The organism is Caballeronia sp. AZ7_KS35 (assembly GCF_023631045.1).
GTDB classification, from domain to species: Bacteria; Pseudomonadota; Gammaproteobacteria; order Burkholderiales; family Burkholderiaceae; genus Caballeronia; species Caballeronia zhejiangensis.
The window spans coordinates 1-3,944 of sequence record NZ_JALQDV010000026.1; the positions used below are offsets into that span (position 1 = coordinate 1).

At 62.4% G+C, this 3,944-nt stretch carries 3 protein-coding genes and 1 pseudogene; 2 read left to right on the forward strand and 2 right to left on the reverse strand.

Annotated features, from left to right (window positions below; genetic code table 11):
• Positions 1-149: 149 nt before the first annotated feature.
• Together NCT05_RS16100 and NCT05_RS16105 are read right to left on the reverse strand one after the other, a co-directional pair.
• Positions 150-1,157 (reverse strand): HpcH/HpaI aldolase/citrate lyase family protein, encoded by a 1,008-nt coding sequence (locus tag NCT05_RS16100; protein ID WP_250502715.1) that lies wholly within the window; start codon positions 1,155-1,157, stop codon positions 150-152.
• Positions 1,158-1,314: 157 nt separating this feature from the next.
• Positions 1,315-2,301: a malate dehydrogenase gene (locus NCT05_RS16105; protein WP_008354061.1), complete on the reverse strand. Its 987-nt coding sequence runs from the start codon at positions 2,299-2,301 to the stop codon at positions 1,315-1,317.
• A 586-nt stretch (positions 2,302-2,887) separates the two neighbouring features.
• On the opposite strand from NCT05_RS16105, the gene NCT05_RS16110 reads away from it, so the two are divergent.
• On the forward strand, positions 2,888-3,685 hold the full coding sequence (locus tag NCT05_RS16110) for a GntR family transcriptional regulator (protein WP_033536962.1): 798 nt from the start codon (positions 2,888-2,890) through the stop codon (positions 3,683-3,685).
• A gap of 169 nt (positions 3,686-3,854) precedes the next feature.
• A pseudogene (locus NCT05_RS16115) lies at positions 3,855-3,944 on the forward strand (succinate dehydrogenase, cytochrome b556 subunit); the annotation flags it as partial.

The window sequence follows — 3,944 nt, forward strand, 5'->3', positions numbered from 1 at the left end:
TTGCCGACGGTGCACAGCGCGGTATTGCCCGCCGTCACGCCCGACAGCGCGACGGATTTCTTCGGCTTGAATGCGCCGGTTGCGGGTGCTTCGGTCGATGCCTGATCGGTCATTGTCTCTAGTCTCCTTTGCACGCTCGCGATGCGGCGTTATTTGTCTTGTCGAGATGATGAGTTGAAAAACGGCGCGCATTCGTCGGGCAGCGTCTGGCCGGTCGCGTGCGCGCGGCGCAGCACGGACCAGTAATAGCGATAACTCGCGCGATCGTGCAGCGTATCGCCATGCCGCGTCGGGCCCCACTGTGCGCGCTGTGCCGCAAGCAGAATCTGCGCCGCGAGCGCGATTTCATCGGCGCGCGGCGAGAAGGCCTCGACGATCGGCCTGATCTGATCCGGATGGATGCTCCACATGCGCGTATAGCCGAACGCGTTGCGCGCGCGTGCCGCATCGTTCGCGACGACGCTCATGTTGCGCACTTCCGTCGATACGTTGTGCGACGGCACCTTGCCGTGCGCGTGACACGCGGCCGCGATCTCCAGCTTCGCGCGCCGCACGAGCGGATGATCGAACTGGCCGGGCGAGCGCATCGCGGCATCGGGAATGGCGCCGTTGTGCGCCGAGACGAAGTCCATCAGACCGAAGCTCAGCGATTCGACGCCCGGCAGCTCGGCCAGTTCGAACGCTTGCGCTAGCGCGCCGTGCGTCTCGATCAGCAGATGGCAGGGAATCGGTTGCTCGATGCCGAACTCGCGTCGCGTTGCTTCGATGAACGCGACCATTTCGGTGGCATCGGCGGCGCTGCGGATTTTCGGCAGCATGATGAACGCGGGCGCTTTCTTCGCGCGACGCAGGATGATGCGAACGTCGTCGCGCCACGCACGATGATCGAAGTCGTGGATGCGCACGCCCACGCGCCCGAAGCGGTCGTCCTCGCCACCGACGAACGACGCAACCATTTCCGCATGTTCGGCCTCGTGACCGACTTGCGCCCCGTCTTCGCAATCGAGCGTGATGTCGAACACCGGACCGAGTTGCGCCTGCAGCGCCAGGGATTTGCGGATCAGCTTCTCGCTGCCGGCGTAATGATCACAGGGCGGAAGCACGGCGGGTTGCGCTTCGCCGTCAAACAGCACTTCGGCGGGAGTGAGAGCAGGCATCGTCGGCGTCGGGTCCGATTGGAAGTTGGGAAATTCCATCTTGCTCGATGATTCGAACACGCTCGATGTTTTTCAAGCGCGTTCGAATCATGCACGAACGCCGCGTAGCGTTCGCGCAGACGGGAAGCCTTTGCAGACTCCCCCTTGAACGACGTACTTACTTGCCCAGCAGATGCGAAACGCCGTCGCGCTCTTCGAGCAGCTCGTTCAGCGTGCCGTCCATCTTCTCGCGCGAGAACGCGTCGATTTCGAGGCCTTCGACGCGCTTGTACTCGCCGTTTTCGCACGTTACGGGCACGCCGTAGATGATGTCTTCCGGAATGCCGTACGAGCCGTCCGACGGAATGCCCATCGTGACCCACTTGCCGTTCGTGCCGAGCACCCAGTCACGCACGTGATCGATCGCAGCATTCGCCGCCGATGCCGCCGACGACAGCCCGCGCGCTTCGATGATCGCCGCGCCGCGCTTGCCGACGGTCGGGATGAACGTGTTGCGGTTCCACTCGTCGTCGTTGATGAGCTTCGTCAGGCTCTCGCCTTCCGCCGTTGCGAAACGGAAGTCCGGGTACATCGTCGGCGAGTGGTTGCCCCACACGGCGAGCTTTTCGATCGACGCGACCGGCTTGCCCGACTTGGCCGCCAGTTGCGACAGCGCGCGGTTGTGGTCCAGACGCAGCATGGCGGTGAAGTTCTTCTTCGGCAGATCCGGCGCCGACTTCATCGCGATGTAAGCGTTCGTGTTCGCCGGGTTGCCGACGACCAGCACCTTCACGTCGCGGCTCGCGACATCGTTCAGCGCCTTGCCCTGAACCGTGAAGATCTCGGCGTTCGCCGACAGCAGGTCCTTGCGCTCCATGCCCTTCGAACGCGGACGTGCACCGACCAGCAACGCGACGTCGGCGTCCTTGAACGCGACCTTGGGGTCGTCCGTGACGACCACGCCCGCGAGCAGCGGGAATGCGCAATCTTCCAGCTCCATCACGACGCCCTTCACGGCGGCTTGCGCTTGCGGCAGATCGAGCAACTGAAGAATCACGGGCTGGTCTTTGCCGAGCAGATCGCCATTGGCGATGCGGAACAGCAGCGAGTAGCCGATTTGACCTGCGGCGCCGGTTACGGCAACGCGCTTTGCGGACTTAGCCATTGAGAACTCTCCTGGACGGTGCGTGGAACGCTAGGGAAAAACGCCATTTTATGCGCGTTACGCAAAGCGTTGATGAAGACATGCCGGCCATGCCGTGCCCAAACGCTTCGAAGCTCGACCGAGCGTTCGCGCCCGTGCCGTGCATCGGCGTTACGGCTTGACCGTCATGCCATGAATCCTTCTCTTCGAGCGAGAGGCGTGCGGAGCGTTCTGGAAGGACGCGGTGATTTCGCTTGGGTCTGACGGCAACGCGCCCATACGAGACGGCGCTTGACGTTGCGAGGCGAGGGGCAGGCAGCGGCGCGCGAATCGAGTGGCCGATCGGCGTGAGGCGAAAGCGAAAGGGCGTGCCTGGCGGTATGTTGCACGCTGCGCCGGATGCCGTGTTCAGAGCGTACTCGAGGCGAAAAGGGCCATGATAAAACGCGCTGAGCGGCGGTTCCCGTGCTTTCGCAACGACCCGCAAACCCTTGCTCGACAAGGAGTGTAGGAGCCGTCCGAGGTAAAGTCAACACTATCTTATGTCTTATATAAGACATAGGAATCTTCGGGAAAAGTCTGGACGCACGGCGGGCCTTGTGTTGAAATGCGCGGCATGAATTCCAACCCGGCGAGCACGACGACCCCCAACGGCACTGCACCGGCGGCTGAGGCCGCGAGCACGCCGTCGCCGACGTTCAGCCCGCTGTATCAGCAAATCAAGGCGCTCATCACGCAAGGACTCGAGTCCGGCGAATGGAAGCCTGGCGAAATCATCCCGAGCGAGGTCGAGCTGGCCGCGCGCTACAAGGTGAGCCAGGGCACCGTCCGCAAGGCGATCGATGAACTCGCCGCCGACAATCTTCTCGTTCGACGTCAGGGCAAAGGCACGTTCGTTGCGACGCACAACGAAGACCGCGTGCAGTTCCGCTTCCTGCGCCTTCTGCCCGACGATGGCGACGTCCATCCTCACGTAAGCCGTCTGCTCGAATGCAGGCGCCTGCGCGCGCCGGCGGAGATCGCGCGCCAACTGGATTTGAAGCCTGCCGACCCCGTCGTTCTCATCAAGCGCTTGTTGCAGTTCGATGGCGTGACAACCGTGTTCGACGAAATCTGGCTGCCGGGCGCGGTGTTTCGCGGACTCACGGCCGAGCGTCTCGCCGAGTACAAGGGTCCGCTCTACGCGATGTTCGAGACGGAGTTTGGCACGCGCATGATCCGCGCGACCGAGAAGATCCGCGCCGTCGCCGCCGATGAAACCGTCGCGCAGTTCCTCGATGTGGCGCAGGGATTTCCGCTGTTATCGGTCGAGCGCGTGTCCTATACCTATGGCGACCGGCCTGTCGAAGTGCGTCGCGGATGGTACGTCACGACCGGCTATTTTTATCAGAACGACTTGAGTTGATCGAGTGAAGAACGGGCCGCGAGCACTGGCTGAGTGCTCGCGGAACACGCACGTTAGCAGGCCCATTCTCGCGCATGGAGCAACGGTCTTTTAGAGGACTTCTCGCTGCAGCGCGATATAAAAAGGCGCTAAAATCGCGGATTAGTGTGTTAACAAGTTGGGGTCTAGCATGGCAGAAGCCGTAAAAAAACCAAGGCCGGAATACCGGAACATCGGGATCGGTCAGATCGCGAAGTATCGCTTGCCGCTGGCGGGCAAG

Excerpts from the sequence above, each read along its gene's own strand:
- NCT05_RS16105 (WP_008354061.1), bottom strand. The coding sequence starts at position 2,301 with ATGGCTAAGTCCGCAAAGCGCGTTGCCGTAACCGGCGCCGCAGGTCAA.
- NCT05_RS16100 (WP_250502715.1), bottom strand. The coding sequence starts at position 1,157 with ATGCCTGCTCTCACTCCCGCCGAAGTGCTGTTTGACGGCGAAGCGCAA.
- NCT05_RS16110 (WP_033536962.1), top strand. The coding sequence starts at position 2,888 with ATGCGCGGCATGAATTCCAACCCGGCGAGCACGACGACCCCCAACGGC.